We start from the raw sequence: 17,407 nt of genomic DNA, 5'->3' as shown, positions 1-17,407 counted from the left end.
AAAATTGTTGTGAATTAAGAAAATGAACACTGGCACTGCTTCTCGATACTGATTAACATGAATACGCTTGCTGCAACCAACATTTGTGAGTAATAAAGATAAATGATATGTTAAAATAATTCATCAACCAACAATTTGTAGTGTGTATTCACAAACTAACACAGACAATTTTCAAAAGTAGTCTCCACACTAAAAAACCAAGAGGAGGAATCAGAAGATGATTATTCATCCAATTAAATCCTTTTCTGATAATTACATATGGTGCATTCAGAAAGAAACAGAGGTAGTTGTGGTCGACCCAGGACAAGCGGGCGTTGTCCTGGATTACCTGGAAGAAAAGCAGCTTCGTTTGACGGCCATTTTATTAACGCATATGCATGAAGATCATATCGGCGGGGTACGAGAGATTGTAGCGAGTCATCCGGAAAGTGTTGTGTATGGGCCGGAAGAAACGAAAAACTTCGTGAATCGAATTGTAAAGGAAGGAGACACCTTTCACGTATTGGGGCAACCTGTCCAAGTCTACGCATCAGGAGGGCATACGCATGGCCACATCAGTTTCTTAATGGGGCAGCATCTCTTTTGCGGGGACGCCTTGTTTTCAGCAGGATGCGGTCGGGTTTTCACCGGCGATTACGAAGCCCAATTCGAATCTTTGCAGACATTTAAGCGCTTGGATGATGCGATACATGTTTACCCTGGCCACGAATATACCGAAACGAATTTACGCTTTACCTCCAACATATATCCGGAGAATGAAAAGATCTACAATTCGTTAAAAGAAGTCCAGGAATTGCGTGCCAAAGGACATCCTACACTCCCGACGACGATTGGCAAAGAGAAGGCCATCAACCTCTTTTTGCAAGCGGAGACATTGGAGGACTTTATCGAATTGCGGAACGCCCGTGATCAATTTTAAGACAATGACCGGATTGCTTTTTGCCGGATCATCTAGCGGAAAATGAAAAGACAAGCCTATTGAAAGTATAAGAAGTCATTTCACCACATTACGACCGTTGTTTATTGGGCAAAGCAGTGAGGTTGAGCGATCCCATCGCATTTTTTCACTTAACGAATCATGTATGGTAAAATAAAGATGCTGTTTTCAATCAGTTGAACCATCTTAACAAACAAAAACTTATACAATTACGGAGGTTGAAAAAATGAACCAAGTACTCGTTGAAATTTGTTTACGTGTCAGAGACATTGATGCGACGTTAGATTTTTATACGAATCTTTTTGATTTTGAAGTAGCTAGTCGCAGAGAATTCCCTGAAGATAAATTCGATCTTATCTATTTGAATTCACCCGGTTCTTCCGTACAGATTGAACTGACATATAATTATGATGCAGAACCTTATGTAATCGGAAATGGTTTCAGTCATTTAGGCGTAACCGTGGATGATTTAGAAAAAATGCATGAAATCTGTAAAGCTTCTCCTTATGAAACAGGTGAACTGAAAGGACTTTCAGGCGGAGCACCTTTTTACTTCTTTGTCACTGACCCAGATGGCTATCGAATCGAAGTAAAACGTAAACACTAAAACGTACAACATACAAAACTGATTGCCAAAAGCCTACTCCTCACCTCTCTGCTTACATAACAGAGAAACGAGGGTAGGCTTTTCATTTTAAAAGCGCCTGTGCCAGAAACATTCATTTTAATTTAACCGAATCGTGATAAATAAATGAATTGCAAAGCCATCAACCGATACATTTTCCACGGACGGACATACAATTGTATTGAAATCTAGCACAGGCGATACTTTTCATAGTTGGGTAACAGCCATGAATGTTTGTCACATAGCCCCTCCACATTTACTGGACTGGCAAGAACGCGACTTGCCAAATGCCTTCTTCATTTTTTATCATGGAGAAGCCGGATTCCACGTGCTGCTCGCCGTTTGGATAAAACTTAATATATCCTTCGTAGTCACTTGTTTGAATAAAAGACCCTCTTTCGAGTCCTTTATATGTTTCCAATACCTGTTCCGGTGTCCCCCTATCGGCCAACGGAATTTGTTCATCTTCTTCCTCGCTCCATAATATATGCTCCTCACGATCCGTGTATAGCGCATACGCCGTTTCAAAGTCTTGCTGATAACTGGCGTATGCATATAGTTTCGCAATGCTGATCGGTTCCAGCCCGATCAACTCGTTCGCATCATGGGTGAGCTGGAATCGATCATAGACCTGCTGTTCGAAATCATAGAGACCTGTACCGCTTTTAAACTTATTCACCCAATCATGATCATTCCAAACATTAGGATTGCCAATCTTCTGCTCATATCCGCGCACCAAGTAATCATACGTATCTTTTCCGCCCGTGTACCAGTCAACAATCGTCAGCTTGCCATCTATGTTCCGCACAAAAAACTCTGTACCTTCTCCATATCCGCCTCCATCATGCTTTCGGATGCTAACCGGTACTTCCAAATAGAGATATCCTCCCTTCTCGTCATTCGTAAAAGTCACTTTCCAATCGCCGATTTCAAGCTGTTTCACCTTGCTATCCATAGTGCCGTACTTCTTAGATTCGAACTGAATCTTCGTTTCCAAGTACTGTTGAAGGTTCTCGTTCCCTATAAACTTGCCCACGTCAATCTCCGTGCCGTTCCAAATGGCATTGTAATAGTCCGTCAGTGCATCTACGCAAAGCGCATAAGCTGTTTCAGCGTCCTTCATGGATACTTCGCCATCCTCTTTGGCTGCATAGAGAGGAACTGTTTCTGTTCCACCCTCTCCTTGAGGTGGCGGAATTTCCGTGGTAACTGGGTGATTCGGTACCAATGCATCCGGACTTTCACCGCCTATCCTTTCCGATGCAAAATAAATACCTGTTGAAACCACAACCGTCAGTAGCAATCCGCTAACTAGCGCAGGCAGGACATAGATGGTCTTGCGTTTATGAATCTTTTGAAAGACTGCATGCTTATGCTTCGCGCTGAACTGCGAATCTTTGAAGACCGTCGCATCTAATGACTTTTTAATATCCCTCATTGGTTCTTTCAAGAAAACCGCTCCTCTCTATGGATTTCTGCAATGCTTCCCGCCCTCTTTTCAAGCGGGTTTTGACCGTATTCGGATTGGACTTCAACACATAACTGATTTCCTCCACAGACAGATCTTCATAATAAAAAAGCAAAATGACTTCCTTGTATTTGATCGGCAACTCCAAAACGAGCCGGGCTAACCGCTCATCCTCGCTTTTCGCGACAGCTTCATGTTCCGGCGATGGCTGCCCTGATTTTTGCGTAAGAAACAACTCATTGTTCACGATCACTTTCTTAACCCATGAAGTCCGTAAGACGTCTTTGCACCGATTCACGGTAACCCTGTATAGCCAGGCTTCAATTGAATTTAATTCGAGAACGTGACGGCGTTTCTTATAACAGGTAAAAAAGACATCCTGCACTACTTCCTGAGCTTTCCCCCAATCTTTCAAATAACTGAAAGACAGATTCGTCAACCGATCGCCAAGCGCATCCATCAAACCAGACAGCCAGACCTCTTCATCGGATTCATTCCAAGAACGACTCATAATCATTTCTCACCCCCGCCACCCACACTATTTACAATCTTACCTCTAAGACGCGTGCAAAGGTGCATCTGGTTTCAAAATAAAAAAAATGCCAGTTTCTTGAACGATTTGGGTTCAAGTACTGGCACATTCTTCAACTAAAAGATACTTCTAACTGGGTTTAATCTAAAAAAGCTATCGAACACTTCTAGCTACACTATAAACGCAAAGTATAGGATAAATAACAAACCAAGCACATACATAATTGGATGAATTTCTTTAGACCGCTTTTGCGCCACAAAACAAAGTGGATACAGAATAAAACCAAATGCAAGACCCATTGCCACACTCGAAGTGAGGGGCATCATGATGATCGTTAAGAAGGATGGAATTACAATTTCCGACCTGCTCCAGTCTATTTTTCTGATTTCCATTGCCATTAATGCGCCGACAATAATTAACGCTGGCGCAGTAACTTCTAACGTAATCACAGATAAAACCGGTGAAAAGAACAAAGCAATCATAAAGCAAGCAGCGATCACAACAGACGTAAAGCCAGTTCTGCCACCGACTGCAATGCCGGCAGAAGATTCAACACTCGTCGCAGGCGTGGATGTTCCCAATATCGCTCCGACTGCACTCGCGGTAGAATCAGCAAGCAATGCTCTTCCAATGTTCGGCACTGTATTCCCTTTCATCATTCCCGCTTGACTGGCCATGGCAATTAAAGCTCCAGCCGTATCAAAAAAGGCAACAAGTAAAAACGTGAAAATCACTGCCAGTAATTCAGGGGTGAACACCTGATCCAAATGGGAAAACACGACTCCAAATGTCGGTTCTAAGCTTGGTATGCTTCCTATGATTTTTGAGGGAGCGTCTATTAATCCGACAATCATTCCAATTATCGTAGTAATGATCATCCCATAAAAAATTCCGCCTCTGATTCCACGCACTAACATAACAATCGTAAGGACCAAGCCAAAAATGGCCAGCAAGGTTGTAGGGGATGTTAAGTCTCCAATTGAAACAAATGTATCCGGATTGGCAATAATAAGCCCTCCATTTTTCATCCCAATAAATGTAATAAAGAATCCGATTCCAGCAGCGATTGCATATTTTAAATTCAATGGGATAATCGTAATAATTTTCTCCCGGATCTTCATGACACTTAACAGCATAAAAATAACGCCTGCAATAAAAACACCCGTCAATGCAACTTCCCATTGTATCCCCATTCCAATACAGACAGAAAAAGTGAAAAATGAATTCAGTCCCATACTTGGCGCAATTCCGATTGGGAAGTTCGCAAGCAAACCGATAAGAAGTGTACCGATAATCGCAGTAAGAGCAGTTGCAGTAAATACCGCCCCACTATCCATCCCAGCTTGACTCAAGATCAGTGGATTTACGACCAAAATATACGCTACGGACAGGAAGGTTGTCACGCCTGCTAGCGTTTCCTGCTTATAGGAAGTATCCCGTTCAGCGAATTTAAAAAAGTTCCTCATGTTGTAATCTCCTATTTGTTTAATTAAAGAATGAACGGCAATGGTTTCAAGGATAATTTTTCAGCCAGTTGATACGAGTATGCACTCTAATCGAAAAAAACTTTGACCTAAGGAAGGACAAAGTTTTTTCTACAAAAAGGAATAGTAAATTGCACTGATTTAACATTCCTTGTAGACGAGCCATTTATGGTAGCTGGTAGAAACTTTCAAGCCGTATTCTTGAATTTATACAAGGTTTCTATTCAATTTCAAAAAAATAATAGAAGAATTATACCAAAATGAGATCTGAACGTCAATACACGCTTGACGGAGCCTGTGCCGGAATCAAACAGGTCCATTCATCGAACTTGAATGTTTATATGCTACGGTGCCTGTGCCAGAAACATTCATGTCAATTCAACCAATTTGAATGGTTATACAACAAATAAATCTAAACCCACAAATTGTTACACTTCGTATTCATGAAAATACAATTGTAGTGAATTAACTGAATTCAACCTTGCACAGGCACCCCCTCAGAACATGCTTTTAACCAACGTCTCCAAAATGACCGGCATCTCTTTAAATGCGCTATCCACATGCAACCGCTCCGTTTTCTGGTGCGCATCTTTTCCGAACGGGCCGACATTCAAGACGGGTGCCCGCAGCTCGGACATCGCCTCAAATGGAATGCTGTACGTTTCGCCATAAACAGGGGTATTGTTTTCAAATGCCGTCCACCCCTGAGCATCATCTGTGTAGTTCACATAACTTAAATCACAAATCCCGTTGAAATAATGGATTTGATTCACCGTCAAATCGAATGTACTCGCCGTCTCCTGTACCAATTTGATCGCTTGATCGACGAGCGGAGAATCTGACGAATTAATAGCCGGGTAATAAGGAGGTGCATAAAGCAAAACCGTTGCCGGCGCAAGTTCCTGACACTGAATCATCAAATTATCCACAATGCGAAGCGATTTTTCCCGATCGTCCCATTCTTCATTGATGAGCGCTTCTTGCTTGTGCCAATTCACTTCCTCCACACCTAGTTTGTTCAAGGCATAGGACAGCAGTTCATCATACCGCAGTACCTTCACTTCCCCTACACCCTTTAGCTGTTCCCGTTCGCAAACTGCCTGATAATGCGCATTGCACTCCGCCATCGCTTCCCTAGCAACTTCCGCGAATAGGTCCATCACTTCAGCAGCTGTCCGCTTGAATAAGAACACATTGTAAAGTGCAGCCGCACGGTAAGGAGTTTGGGTCGAGTATTGCGTCTTCAAATCCTTTTGCTGCAATGAAACCGGCAGCGGCGTGCTCTCCCCTCGATCCGTTTCTCGAAATCGTTCGTTCCATTCCATTCTCTGAGTCAAAAACGAAGCGATATAGTTCGCCGTCATTCCTCGGAGTGGTTCGCCGACATGTGTCTCTTTACCATAGAACAATGCTGCCGGCATGATTTTCCCAATCGTTCCCGAATAGATATATTCTTTATTGTCTGCTGGACCTTGAGAAAAAGAAGGTTCGCCATTCAAAAACAATTTGTACGTCAAGCCATACTCTTCCCGTAGACGGACAAGCTCCGTAACGACAGTACGCATCCCTGCAGAGTTGACCTCTTCATCTGGAACAGTCGTCAACACGAGGTTGATCGGCCATTTTTCCTTGCTCGCTTTCTCGATCAGTTGCATATGTAGCGCAAGGCCCATCTTCATATCCATCGTGCCACGGCCGAATAAGTAATTCCCGGATTCAAGATCCTCTCTCGCTTCTACTGATAAATCCTCTTTATGGTCATGCAGCTTCTTCGTCAACTCTTCGGGATGAAAAGCGAGCGGCTCCAACACACCATATTCCTCGGTCTGAACCGTATCAAAATGACTGATCAGCACAATCGTTTCCGTTGCTTCGGGATGCTTGTACAATGCTGTTACAGCACTTCGGCCCAATCCTGCATCATGCATAGCCAAATGTTCCGGATAATCCCGGAAGTAGTCGAGCTCGCCTAGCTTCGCCATCACTTTCGGTGCAAAAAACCGCTCCCCTTCCGTCAGAGTTCGACTATCCCAACTGACAAGTTCACATAACAATGCACGTAGGTTCTCAGATGTCGCCCATAAAGATTCTTTCATCATTCTCAATCTCCTCTTACAGTGCCAAGCACTTTATATAATGTAATTCCTTATTTCGTTTCAGGCGCAAGCTCCGATGCTTCAATACGCTCAGGAAACTTCTTTGCCAATTTAAATTTATAGAACACTAGACAAGCGACGAAGAAACCGACGCCGTATAGTAAACCGATCCGTTGTGTAGGATCACTCGCAAGGAAGCCTAATACGGCTAAACAGAAGACAATACAGAAAATCGGAAGCCAAGGATAAAAGCGGACTCGGTACTCCAGTTCTTCAACTTTCCCTCCTGCTTTAACGTACCGATGACGGAACATTAATTGAGACGTTGCAATACCCATCCATGAAATCGTGACCGCGATTCCAGCAATCGACATGAGCAGCACAAACACTGTATCGGCTTCCATTACACTTGTTAACAGCGATAGCAACGAGAAGAACATCGTGAAAATCAACGCATTGAGCGGCACCTTGTTTTTCGTCAAGCGACCGAACAGCTTAGGGGCCATCCCTTCATTCGCCATTGACCAAAGGAGACGTGTGGATGCGTATAAACAAGAGTTCCCTACCGATAAAATCGCCGTCAGGATAATGAAGTTCATGATGCCTGCCGCATAAGGAACACCCGCCAATTTCATCAATGTGACAAATGGACTTTCCATCAGCCCTAACTCAGATGACGGAAAAATCGCAGACAGTACGACGATGGATGCAATATAAAAAACGATGATACGGAACAATATCGTCCGAATGGCTTTCGGAATGTTCTTTTTCGGATTCTCCGTCTCACCAGCCGCGATTCCAACGAGTTCAGAACCTTGGTAAGAAAAAATGACATTCATCATTGTCACGAATACAATGACAATCCCTGCAGGAAACATGTTGCTAGGCGCCAAATTAGAGAAATGCGGCGCCACACGATCTTCCAGCGGTATCCATCCGAATATCGCCAGTGCTCCGATGACGATGAAAGCGATTACAGCAAGTACCTTAATGCCCGCAAACCAAAACTCCGCTTCCGCAAAACCTTTTGTTGTGAGCGCATTCAAGAAGAACAACAGCGCCATGAAAATGGCACACCACACCCAAACCGATATATCAGGAAACCAATGTTTCATGAGAATTCCAGCAGCAGTGAACTCGACCCCCGCCGTAGCAGCCGAACCAACAAAGTACATCCAACCGAGTGAAAATCCTGCTGAAGGACTGATATAGCGCGTTGCATACGCTTGGAATGATCCTGTCACCGGCATATGGACAGCGAGTTCCCCCAAGCAAGTCATCACCATATATAAAATCAATCCACCAATCAAGTACCCAACAAGCGCTCCGCCAGGGCCAGCTTGATTGATCGTATAGCCGACATTCAAAAACAATCCGGTTCCAATCACACCTCCAAGAGACAGCATGAGCAAGTGACGGCTTTTCATCGAACGATTCAATTGCGGTATATGTGCTTGTTCCCCTACTTTATTCATACTAGCCATCCCCCATATCCTTTTGAATAAAAATAAAATTCAGTCTATCGTATTTGGAAAATATCCCCGACAAATTCATCTGAAATTAATCGGGGATACCTCTTTAGAAACGTAAAGACAAACAGCTTAGACCACCGTCATGTTTTTGAAACTCGGACATTTCAAGCTCAATCGTTTGCAGACCAGCTTCATTCAATTGACGTTTTGTTGCTTCGTAGCCTTTTGGAATGATGACATAATCATTCACTTGAATGCAGTTTGCGGAATACTCATCTTCTTTACTGACAATGATTTTTTCATATGAATCAAAAGCAGGATGATCCACGAACTCACCAGCAAGTACCATCCGATTCTCTCCGACATACGCGATGCCCGTCTTTAAATGGAAGAATTCTTTCAACGGAATGATGTCAGCTTCATACCCTTCTTTCACAAGGATATCTTGTAACTGGCGGGCACCTTCTTCGTTTGTACGATCAGAAATTCCGATATAAAACCGATTTTCAGCTTGGAGCACATCTCCACCGTCCACCGTTCCAGATCCTTCGATCGCATAGACTTTGTCATAGAATTTCCGAATGACAGGCTCCATGTCTTCGATTTCACGATTACGGGAAGCAGCTCCTGGATTACAAATAACCGCAAATTCTGAAGTGAGGACTGCTGTATCTTCAACGAATGTGGAATCAGGGAACGCTTCATTCGCAGGCAAATGGGTCACGTTCACGCCACATTGCTTCAAAGCTTCTACATACGCCTGATGCTGTTCGAGCAAAACATCGTAAATCGGCTCCCCTAAATCCGATGTCGTGAGTCCATTTAAATAGCTTTTACCTGGTGTTTTTACGATGACATTTGTAAACATTTGAAATCTCTCCTTTTAGTTAGCTTCTGACAACTGGACAAGTGAGACACGTCGGTCCCCCCGTGCCTAAAACGCTTATTTCATCGCCCTTATACTCATAAACCGTTGCACCGGCATTCTCTAATTGTTCCTTCGTGGAAACGTTTCCAATTGGGAGCATACATACGCGCGGTGCCAACGCCAACACATTGCAGCCTAGCTTGTCGTACTCCTCATTCGGAACCTCGATGAGCTGAATCCCTCTATCGATCAACAACTGACGGAAAAACACAGGCATCAATCTCGAGTGAACAACTGCCAAGTCTTGGTCCACCATACTGATGAAAGACATTAAATGCAGACACTCCGCTTCCCCTAAATCATGCGGCAATTGTACAACGATGAACTCGTCCACCATATGAGCAGTCATTTCTTTTAATTGACGAATTGCTTCATCATTTGTCCGGTACCCTCTTCCTACGACAAGTGTCCGGTCATCTAACCAGACGATATCACCGCCATCCGAAACAGCATCGCCTGTCAACTCACCGATAATCGGAATACCTTTCTCTTTCAAAAACTGCTTATAGACAGCAGCTTCCGGTTGCCGCAGCGCTTTTCCTGATTTTAAAATGATAGCCCCTTCAGGAGTGAATTTCACCGGGTCATGGGCATATAAAGAATCCAAACCGACGTCATCCGACTGCGGTAAATAATCAATTTGTTCAACATGCTTGCTCAGAATGTCAATAAATTTGTCATACTCTTTAACCGCTTCTTCAAAATTAGGTTCGGCTAAATAGTTGAAGGTACGCCATTCACTCGCCAGATGCGACTGACTGCGGAATGCATCGTTCGGATGCTTCACAATGACACGCTTTAAAGGTCTATACATCGAAGAACAATACGTCAATTTAACTCCTCCTTTTTCCACTGAACGGAAAGTGTTTCCGTTGTCAGGAAATTTAATAGATTAAATATATTGCTATTATGGTAAAATGTCAATAAGGTTGAAGAAAGTAATCTATTTTTTATTTCAACAAATCTATCTATCCGTATTGTCTTACCTAAGGGAGGAAAATTTCTGTGCAAACGATTGACCGTGCGATGCTCATCGCAAAATTATTAGCTTCTCAAACTGCTGACATAGGGTTATCAATTTCGGAGCTTTCCGAAAAACTGTGTCTTCCACTCAGCACCCTACATCGAATCCTACAAGCGATGATAAAACAAGGAATGGTGGAACAAGATCCAAAAACGAAACGGTATCGGCTTGGCACCATTTGGCTCGAGTACGGTCTGCAAGTGTATGACTCGATGGATTATGTCAATACAATCCGTGTGGAGCTCGACCGGCTTTCAAGGGAAGTGGAAGAAAGCGTCTATTTAAGCAAACCAGCAGAACTCGACGCCATCATTATCGAAAGAATTGATAATGAAAAAAACCAAATCCGCATTTACGACCAACTCGGGATTCGGATTCCTCTACACATCGGCGCTGCGAACAAAGTGATGCTTGCCGCCTTCCCGAAAGAAAAAACGCGTGCTATTTTGAAAAGGCTCATCCAGGAACAACAGATCCCTGAATTTGAAAAGAAATTAGAAGAAATAAGAAAGCAAGGCTATGCAGAAAGTCACGGGGAACGGACGGAAGGCACCTCCTCGATAGCCGTCTCGATTGTGAACGGATTTGGGGAAGTCGTCGGTGCGGTCAGCATTGGCTTCGCAAGCTTCCACATGACCGAAGAACGCCTCGCCTCCATGCGTGAGCGATTACTCGAAACAGGCGCGCGCATCTCAAAAAAACTGGGGCATCGTTCGGGGTATTGATGCAGTGATTGATGATTCGCGGAAGACGTGTAATGATTGCCGTGAAAAATGATCACGCGAACTTATAGGTATATAACATAAAAGTACCAGGTACCCGCACAATTCTAAATTGTACGGATGCCTGGTACTTAAGCTTCCTATTCGCTTTTCTTCGGACGTATGACATCAATAAAATGCTTCAATATCCGTGCCGTCATGCCCCATATCGTATACGTTCCATATTCATAGAACCATTCCTCTATCGTGCGTTTCCGCCATTGATACTGATCACCATTTGGAATCTTCTCAAACGGAAACGTCTGCCGATCAGGCGTAATGTCCACTGCCACTTCATGCATATATGGCTCATGCGTAAGCAACCAGCTAATCGGCACGGTGAATACTTCTTCAACTTCTGCCTCATTGTAAGAGGTAATGATTTCATTGAAATCCACAACCCCTACAAACGGATAGACAACAAAAGACATCGAAGAAACGTACGGTGACAGCGGACCGAGCACTTCTACAGTATGTGGCGCTACACCAAGCTCTTCATGCGTCTCGCGCAAAGCCGTAAATAATAGCGATGGGTCATCAGGGTCCACTCTTCCGCCTGGAAAACAAATATCTCCTGGTTGAAACCTCATCTTTGACGACCGGACTTCAAACAGTATACACCACTCCCCATCCACTTCGACGAGCGGAATGAGCACAGCCGAGCGCCTCGCTGTGCTCTCTCCAATGAATAAATCCTTATTATTCAGCAGCTGCTGTTTCCACTTTTCAAGTTCCACAAAACCACCCCATATAACAACAGTACCAGGCACCCGTTCAATTCTCAATTAATGGGGCATGGTAGACGTTTCACGTTCCTCAATGTTTAATGAACAGCATTTTTTCCGTTGGATACGTCGGAAGATACTTTACATTCAAATGCATTCACTACTTGATCAGAAAAGATACGTATGCTTCCTTTGAAGGGTAATCCACTTCCCTGCACAGCGGGGCGTCTCTCTGAATTCACCACCGCCTTGTACAATCATTTCATCTTGTCTTTCATATGAAATGTCGTTTGCCATCACAATATAAATACATGATTTGTGCGTTTTTTCTGTATGACCTACTGTCCACTTACCTAAGAGTATGTCCCATAACCATTTCAGGTAGGTACCGAAAGAGAAAGGAACAAGTCCTTTCTATATCTCCCACACAAAATATGGAAACTTCACGAATGCATGGTACGAGCCACCCTCCACCAATATGAGCTATACTAGAGCTAAAACAACGTAAAGGACCGATTATGGATCAATTACTTTTAGACATTCTAGAAAATGAAAGGCCTTATGCATGGATCTATCAATTCTTCATAATGGCAATCGTTTCAATGATTCCCTTTGCGCCAATTCCTGTACTCGCTGCATTCATTGCAAGTAATCATGCGTTCTTTCCGGGTTTTGCCATTAACATGCTCGGGACAACGCTCGGATCCTTCCTGTTATTTCTCTTTAGTAAAAGCGTACTGCGTCACGCCGCACGAAACTATGTAACCAAGAAGAAGCACTTATCGAAATACCTTGCGCTCATTGAAAAAAACGGCTTTTTAGCTGTACTGCTTGGTCGGATTATTCCAATTGTCCCTTCAGCAGGCATTAATCTAATCGCGGGGATATCAAATGTAGGGGTTGGTGCCTTTATCACCGCAACATTGTTAGGCAAGCTTCCCGTCATACTCGCCTATTCACTCGCCGGCCATCAAATCGCTGCAGGCAATTGGGGTACTGTATTGATTGTTGCCCTTTATGTACTCATTCTGTTTTTAATAGGGGGTAAATTAAAGCGGAAGTGGAGTAATTGAATAAAAGAACCAGCTACTCGCTTTTCACGTTGCCCCATCACATGTTGTATTACAATATCCTCTATCAACTACAAAATTGTAACAAGTAGGAGTTCCAAGAACGTAAAAAGCCACCCCCACTAAGAGGATGGCTTTTCCTTTTTGGACCACTCGAGATGGTCAGTTAAAAATCTTTTAGGCCGCACTACAGATTTTTATCTGCAAGGGCAATATTAGTATATGTATTACATTTAATTTTCATAATAACAATTTTTCAATGAAAAAATCAAGAGAAAGTAGAATAGATGCTATAAATAAACCGTTATTTTTTAGTATACAACCTTCTTATCTTATCGTCGATCAAGTCCATCTGTTCAGATGTTAGCTTGAATACGCCATCACCCTTCTTCTTCGGCTAGTATGACGGTGCCTGTGCCAGAAACATTCATGTTAATTTAGACAACTTGTATGAATATGCAATCAAAAATACAAACACATCAACTACAACAGCTCATATATATATGCAATTGTAGTTAATTAACTGAATTTAACATTACACAGTACCCAATTTTCAACGGCAAATCCATCAATTGGAACATACTCTATATATGCAATTGTAGCGAATTAACTCAATGCAAACTGGCACAGCTACCCGCTTTTATATGTTAATTTCTTTGGACCAATACCATTTTTTCTAAATCAATTATAAATTGACCATTTATTAATATATCGAGACCTATGAGGCCATTTATGCCCCACTCGTGCAAATTACCAAAATCTAATTTCAGCCTGCATATTTTATGAGGTCCGAGCTTGAGGAAGTCCACTGGTTTCCTGAATGAATATTCCTCGCCACCTATACCATATGAGCTAACCAAAGGGTCACCATTCTCAAAGTATATGCCTAGTTCTTCAACGACATCAGAAGAAATCAACGTATGGGCTGCACCTGTATCGACAACAAGCTTGTCCAGCACTTTGGTTCTTCCTTTGTAAGAAATAAGCATCTCTACTTCAAGTAAACGGTTTACAACCCCAACTTCATAGTCTAATTCCTCTTAAGCCGGTCGGTTTTCTCATTTCAATCATAATTTCTTCAGTACCTGTATGATAAACAATCGTACTATCTTTTGCTCGTAGCAATTCTTTCGTAGCAGTTTTCGGATTTTCAATGACATTTATTAAGGCTACGTCCGTCACGATTTTTTTGTCGGCTTCTACATGAAAGTCAAGGATATTCAATTTTACATACTGATTCGGGTATAATTTACGCACTTCTTCCCATTTCATTTGTAAAAACCCCTCCCTGTTCAGTTCTTACCTATATCATAGCATAATCCACTCTATGTCTATATTGATTAACAAACAAAAATGCTGCTCCATCAATTATCCAAAAAGACACAGGAAATCCTTCGTTCGAATAATTTTGACAGTCCCAGAAACATTCACTTCAATTCAACCAATTTAAACGGAAACATACAATACTCATTACATATGCCTTTGTAGTGAATAAACCAAATTTAACTTGACACAGGCACCCGATCTTATTACTCCATATCCTCAAACGCTTCTGGATAACTCACCGTACCAAATACTTCTCCAGAACTATGGTCCACCGTATCGATTGTTACATTCAATTTCTCCGAATCGACGCCGTTAAACAACTGATATAACATCCCGGTCATTCCGAGTCCCATGGCTGCAAATCCATCAAAGCTGTTTTCGAATGCTTCTTTGTCGACTTCTAGTGTGAATTTAGAGAAGTCTTTGTTGTGTTTGATGTCCATGATGGAGGCGAAGTCTTCGTTGTTGACGAGCTCATCGACATACTCCGTTACATTCGTTTTCATTTCTTGCATCATTTCTTTGTGCTTCGCTTTTGTCATTTTGTACGTGACGGATCCGTCGTCGTTTTTCGTGACTTCTTTAATGCCGTCTTCTTTTGCTTCAGCTACGACTACGTCGATGTCTTCCCCCTCTAGGAAGGAAGCAGGAATTGTCACTTCCACGTTCAATAGCCCTTTATCGACGGCCACAGATCCGCTCGTTTCTTCAGTCTTCTCTTCTTGTTTGCCGTTATCCGCTTTTTCGTTAGCATCCTCTTTAGATGAGCAAGCTACTAAGGTGAATATTGATAACAACAGAATTGCCAATCGTTTTTTCTTCATCATTTTCAACTCCAATTACTTATTTAACAAAAAAGAACACAGGTGAGCCTTCGCTCGAATCATAAGAAACCTTAAAGTCATCTCCGACTTTCACTTGATTTACGATAAAACCTTCCGCTGAGCCGCCGTTGTAAAGCTCTTTGTCTAGTTGGTTCGGAATGACAGCAGATTTCCAGTCATACACTTCCCCTTCATTCGATACGAAGTTGAAATTCATGCTGCTGAAATAAAGGCTGTCGTCTTCGGTTTCTGATTCTTTTAGAAATCCTTTTACTTTTACTAACACATATTCGAACCCTTCATCCGCCGGTTCATTGTACATGTTTTCTTCTTGGATCATTTTCCACGCTTCCTCGCCGCGGATCGTTTCGAGGAGTGTAATGTCGACGAATGATTCATAGGCGTTGAAGCTATCATCGTATATATTTTCTTTCACAGTAATCGTGTCACCGAATGGCAACGGATTGGACCGTGTACCGAGCGGTTTCTCTTTTTCTTTCACTTCCTCTTTTTCCGTTTCTGTTGCTTCGTCAGTGTCTGAAGCAACGTCCGTACTCGACTTCACTTCCCGACTATTTTTCTCGTCAATATCCCCACAAGCCGCAAGTATCATCACAACGAAAACACTACAAACCATCAACAATTTCTTCATTACAATGCCCTCCTTTTTTCTCACTCCTTTATTGTAAGGGCATGTGATGAAGAACCTTTGCGAATATCCACAAAGGTTAGAGATAATGCTTATACATTTTTTCAGCTTCCTCTTTCATTCTGCTGACAAGTTCTTGTGGATGCATGACTTTAACGTCACCGCCCCACCGGAACAGCCAGCGGACGAGCCCTTCACTCATCGCTACTTGCGCTTTTAAACGAAATGTCCCATCCTCATGATCTTGTATATTGGCATCCAGGCCGAATCGGTCAATCACTACATTGATAAGCTTATCGGAAAATCTTGCTTCCAATGAAATCAGCTCGCCGCCAAACATATGAAACATCTTCTTCGTATATGCTTGTAAGTCAAAATACGGGTTGGGTACAAATTGCTCGTCTTGTACACGGACGTTCCGCATCCGATCGACCCGGTATTGGCGAATATCATCTACCGATGGGTAATAGGCGACCAAGTAATAACGATCATTGTTCCATACGAGACCGAGTGGTTGGATGATGTAATCTTGCCCTTCATTGCTTAATTGGAATTGAAGGTCTGTCCCATAACGTCCGTATTGAAAGGCGACGATGTGTTTATCATGGGTTGCTTCATGCAGCAGCTGGACGGTTGCAACGATATTCGTCGCGTCTTGTGCGGAAGGCTCCGCCACATGCAATTCATTCGTCAATTGCTTAGCTAGTCTACGGCTTGTCAGCTTCCGGATTTTCATGAGCAAGCGGTTCGTTTCATTCCGTGAAATGAATTTCGCTGCACTGATTGCATCCATGAGTAAGCGAAGTTCATGAATTTCAAACGGCCTGCCGTCATAATAATAATGCTTCGGCATTCCTAGTTTCTCTTGCACCGCTGAAACCGGAAAGACAATCGATTCCTCAAGGGCAGCGACATCCTCCCGCACCGCCCCGATACCCACTTGTGAGTCTTCAGGGAAACGGCTATGTATGTCGTGGATAGACAACCTATCGTCCTCATCTGAATAGGCTTCTAATATACGGATTACTTCCAGGAGACGTTCTCTCGCTGTGATGGGGGTAGAAGGCACTGTCATCATCCTTTCGGGATAGTTTAAGGACTTGGCACTGGGAATTGCGAAGTTCCTAATTATCAATTTCATTGTTAAAGCGATCTTTACTTAATTTCTATTATATCGATGTAAAAGCAGAACTGGAAACTGTATTTTCCTTCATTAATATATTGGTAGGAATTCTTTGATCTTTACTGTATTTACCGTCTTGCTAGCAAACTAGACAGATTCCTTTTACCCAATCAACCTACTAAATTTCCTATCATCTTATCTTAGACACTTAAAAACGCCTAAACGTTGTTACATCAGTGTTCAAGGCGTTTTTCCAAGGATAAAAACAGCGTACTATTTCCCTTACGAGCTCTAAGTCATTTCTAATTTGACGGTGCCAGAAACATTCACGTTAATTCAACCTGACACAGTCAACCGATTTAT

At 42.7% G+C, this 17,407-nt stretch carries 17 protein-coding genes and 1 riboswitch; of the genes, 4 read left to right on the top strand and 13 right to left on the bottom strand.

Annotated features, from left to right (window positions below; all coding sequences use genetic code 11):
* Positions 1-217: 217 nt before the first annotated feature.
* Both gloB and gloA read left to right on the top strand, forming a co-directional pair.
* On the top strand, positions 218-919 hold the full coding sequence (gloB, locus tag NRI27_RS07960) for a hydroxyacylglutathione hydrolase (RefSeq protein ID WP_371390230.1): 702 nt from the start codon (positions 218-220) through the stop codon (positions 917-919).
* A 244-nt stretch (positions 920-1,163) separates the two neighbouring features.
* A complete protein-coding gene (gloA, locus tag NRI27_RS07955) occupies positions 1,164-1,544 on the top strand; it encodes a lactoylglutathione lyase (protein ID WP_371390229.1) in 381 nt (126 codons plus the stop codon).
* A 274-nt stretch (positions 1,545-1,818) separates the two neighbouring features.
* Here gloA and NRI27_RS07950 read toward each other — a convergent pair whose 3' ends face one another.
* The 7 genes from NRI27_RS07950 to NRI27_RS07920 all read right to left on the bottom strand — a co-directional run bounded on the left by NRI27_RS07950 (position 1,819) and on the right by NRI27_RS07920 (position 10,356).
* The gene (locus NRI27_RS07950; protein ID WP_371390228.1) at positions 1,819-3,012 is read right to left on the bottom strand and encodes a hypothetical protein; all 1,194 of its coding nucleotides are present in this window, start codon (positions 3,010-3,012) and stop codon (positions 1,819-1,821) included.
* Positions 2,987-3,547 (bottom strand): sigma-70 family RNA polymerase sigma factor, encoded by a 561-nt coding sequence (locus tag NRI27_RS07945; protein ID WP_371390227.1) that lies wholly within the window; start codon positions 3,545-3,547, stop codon positions 2,987-2,989. The genes NRI27_RS07950 and NRI27_RS07945 overlap by 26 nt, the downstream gene beginning before the upstream one ends.
* 185 nt (positions 3,548-3,732) lie before the next feature.
* On the bottom strand, positions 3,733-5,028 hold the full coding sequence (locus NRI27_RS07940; protein ID WP_371390226.1) for an NCS2 family permease: 1,296 nt from the start codon (positions 5,026-5,028) through the stop codon (positions 3,733-3,735).
* 152 nt (positions 5,029-5,180) lie between these two features.
* Positions 5,181-5,281: riboswitch (purine riboswitch) on the bottom strand.
* Positions 5,282-5,543: 262 nt separating this feature from the next.
* Entirely contained in the window at positions 5,544-7,142 is a 1,599-nt protein-coding gene (locus NRI27_RS07935) for a M20/M25/M40 family metallo-hydrolase (protein WP_371390317.1), read from the bottom strand.
* Between the two features lie 50 nt (positions 7,143-7,192).
* On the bottom strand, positions 7,193-8,617 hold the full coding sequence (locus NRI27_RS07930; protein ID WP_371390225.1) for an amino acid permease: 1,425 nt from the start codon (positions 8,615-8,617) through the stop codon (positions 7,193-7,195).
* Positions 8,618-8,720: 103 nt separating this feature from the next.
* Positions 8,721-9,482 carry a dimethylarginine dimethylaminohydrolase family protein gene (locus NRI27_RS07925; RefSeq protein ID WP_371390224.1) on the bottom strand — a complete coding sequence of 254 codons (762 nt, stop codon included), beginning with the start codon at positions 9,480-9,482 and terminating at the stop codon, positions 8,721-8,723.
* Positions 9,483-9,501: 19 nt separating this feature from the next.
* The gene (locus NRI27_RS07920; RefSeq protein ID WP_371390316.1) at positions 9,502-10,356 is read right to left on the bottom strand and encodes a dimethylarginine dimethylaminohydrolase family protein; all 855 of its coding nucleotides are present in this window, start codon (positions 10,354-10,356) and stop codon (positions 9,502-9,504) included.
* Positions 10,357-10,547: 191 nt separating this feature from the next.
* Between NRI27_RS07920 and NRI27_RS07915 the strand changes: the two genes are divergently transcribed.
* Positions 10,548-11,291, top strand: a complete 744-nt coding sequence (locus tag NRI27_RS07915) for an IclR family transcriptional regulator (protein WP_371390223.1) — start codon at positions 10,548-10,550, stop codon at positions 11,289-11,291.
* Positions 11,292-11,428: 137 nt separating this feature from the next.
* Here the strand turns inward: NRI27_RS07915 and NRI27_RS07910 are convergent, their stop codons facing one another.
* Complete coding sequence (locus tag NRI27_RS07910; RefSeq protein ID WP_371390221.1) at positions 11,429-12,064, bottom strand: NUDIX hydrolase; 636 nt, start codon at positions 12,062-12,064, stop codon at positions 11,429-11,431.
* A gap of 506 nt (positions 12,065-12,570) precedes the next feature.
* Between NRI27_RS07910 and NRI27_RS07905 the strand changes: the two genes are divergently transcribed.
* The gene (locus NRI27_RS07905; RefSeq protein WP_317946531.1) at positions 12,571-13,125 is read left to right on the top strand and encodes a TVP38/TMEM64 family protein; all 555 of its coding nucleotides are present in this window, start codon (positions 12,571-12,573) and stop codon (positions 13,123-13,125) included.
* Positions 13,126-13,769: 644 nt separating this feature from the next.
* Here NRI27_RS07905 and NRI27_RS07900 read toward each other — a convergent pair.
* The 5 genes from NRI27_RS07900 to NRI27_RS07880 all read right to left on the bottom strand — a co-directional run bounded on the left by NRI27_RS07900 (position 13,770) and on the right by NRI27_RS07880 (position 16,996).
* The gene (locus tag NRI27_RS07900; RefSeq protein ID WP_371390220.1) at positions 13,770-14,081 is read right to left on the bottom strand and encodes a retropepsin-like aspartic protease; all 312 of its coding nucleotides are present in this window, start codon (positions 14,079-14,081) and stop codon (positions 13,770-13,772) included.
* Positions 14,082-14,145: 64 nt separating this feature from the next.
* Positions 14,146-14,394: a hypothetical protein gene (locus NRI27_RS07895; RefSeq protein ID WP_317946527.1), complete on the bottom strand. Its 249-nt coding sequence runs from the start codon at positions 14,392-14,394 to the stop codon at positions 14,146-14,148.
* Between the two features lie 257 nt (positions 14,395-14,651).
* Entirely contained in the window at positions 14,652-15,272 is a 621-nt protein-coding gene (locus tag NRI27_RS07890; protein WP_371390219.1) for a hypothetical protein, read from the bottom strand.
* A gap of 19 nt (positions 15,273-15,291) precedes the next feature.
* Positions 15,292-15,924, bottom strand: coding sequence for a hypothetical protein (locus NRI27_RS07885; RefSeq protein WP_317946523.1), 633 nt, complete (start codon positions 15,922-15,924; stop codon positions 15,292-15,294).
* A 76-nt stretch (positions 15,925-16,000) separates the two neighbouring features.
* Positions 16,001-16,996, bottom strand: a complete 996-nt coding sequence (locus NRI27_RS07880; protein WP_371390218.1) for a helix-turn-helix transcriptional regulator — start codon at positions 16,994-16,996, stop codon at positions 16,001-16,003.
* Positions 16,997-17,407: the final 411 nt, after the last annotated feature.

It is taken from the genome of Sporosarcina sp. OR05 (assembly GCF_041414805.1).
GTDB lineage: Bacteria > Bacillota > Bacilli > Bacillales_A > Planococcaceae > Sporosarcina > Sporosarcina saromensis.
The sequence above is the reverse complement of the archived record's forward strand: the minus strand, read 5'-3'. Positions and strand labels throughout refer to the sequence as shown.